This is a genomic window from Crenalkalicoccus roseus, assembly GCF_004761865.1.
GTDB classification, from domain to species: domain Bacteria; phylum Pseudomonadota; class Alphaproteobacteria; order Acetobacterales; family Acetobacteraceae; genus Crenalkalicoccus; species Crenalkalicoccus roseus.
Map to the genome: position 1 here is coordinate 1 of NZ_SJDM01000113.1, position 753 is coordinate 753.

Sequence of the window (753 nt, forward strand, 5' to 3'; positions counted from 1 at the left end):
CCGCGCCGCTGCCGGCGCCCGCCGCGGCGGCGGGCATGGCGGAGCTGCAGCTCGCCCTCTCCGGGACGGAGGCGGCACCCGCCCCGGCCCCGGCGCCGCTGCCCCTCGGCTTCGCCCCGCCGCCGCCCGCCCCGCCGGCCGGGGAGGAGCCCCCGCTCGGCCGCGCCCTGGCGCAGCTTCTCGACACCTACATCCTGGCCGAGGCGCCGGACGGGGCGCTGGTGCTCGTGGACCAGCACGCCGCGCATGAGCGCCTGACGCACGAGGCGCTGCGCGCCCAGCTCATGGGGGGCGGCGTGCGCGCGCAGGCCCTGCTGCTGCCCGCCGTGGTCGAGCTGCCGGCGGCGCAGGCGGCGCTGCTGCTGGAGCACGCCGCGGCGCTGGCCCGGCTCGGGCTGGAGGTGGAGGGCTTCGGCCCCGGCGCGGTGCTGGTGCGCGCCCTGCCTGCCCTGCTCGGCCCCGCCGATCCGGCGCCGCTCCTGCGCGACCTCGCCGAGGAGCTCGCCGCCTGGGGCGAGACGGTGGCGCTGGAGCGGCGACTGGACGCCGCGCTGGCGCGGCTCGCCTGCCACGGTTCGGTGCGCGCCGGGCGGCGGCTGACGCCGGCGGAGATGGAGGCGCTGCTCCGGCAGATGGAGGCGACGCCCCGCGCCGCCACCTGCAGCCATGGCCGCCCCACCTTCCTCCGCCTCGGCCGGGCGGAGCTGGAGCGGCTGTTCGGACGGCGCTAGGCCCTGTTAGCGCCTGAACGCT

At 80.5% G+C, this 753-nt stretch carries 1 pseudogene; it reads left to right on the top strand.

Features of this window, described 5'->3' with window-relative positions:
* Positions 1-731, top strand: a pseudogene (locus ET526_RS21120) (DNA mismatch repair endonuclease MutL); the annotation flags it as partial.
* Positions 732-753 lie beyond the last annotated feature (22 nt).